Below are 386 nucleotides of genomic sequence, written 5' to 3'. Positions count from 1 at the left end.
GTATTCGATCATCTGGATGCTTTGTTCTGGGTTGCCGGAGCGGCTTTTGTGATGGCAGTTGCGACCATTCTGATGAGGCAATGTCCGAATCTGGGGGTGTTCCGTCTTCAGGCCTGGATCGCGCTTGTTGCGACCCCTTCGCTCTTGCTCTTATCACTGATATTTGAATCCGGACAATGGGAGACCCTGCGTCACTCTCAGTTGTCGGATTTCTGGACGCCTGTATATTCCGCTATTGGTGCGTCCGTTATCGGTCATGGGATTGTTTACTATCTGGTAGGGCGATATCCCGTTTCCCTGGTGACCCCCATGCTTCTTCTGGCTCCCATACTGGCCACCATTTTTGGAATATTCTGGTTTGATGATGTATTGGGATGGAAACTGAT

Annotated in this window: 1 protein-coding gene; it reads left to right on the top strand. The window is 50.5% G+C overall.

Features of this window, described 5'->3' with window-relative positions:
- Nucleotides 1-386 (top strand): EamA family transporter (locus BCY78_RS24445; protein ID WP_145925762.1); only part of this gene is annotated, 386 nt, incomplete at both ends.

Origin of the sequence: Pararhodobacter sp. CCB-MM2 (genome assembly GCF_001691415.1) — a bacterium.
Classification (GTDB): domain Bacteria; phylum Pseudomonadota; class Alphaproteobacteria; order Rhodobacterales; family Rhodobacteraceae; genus Pararhodobacter.
Note: the sequence above shows the minus strand (reverse complement) of the source record. Positions and strands in the feature narration are given on the sequence as shown.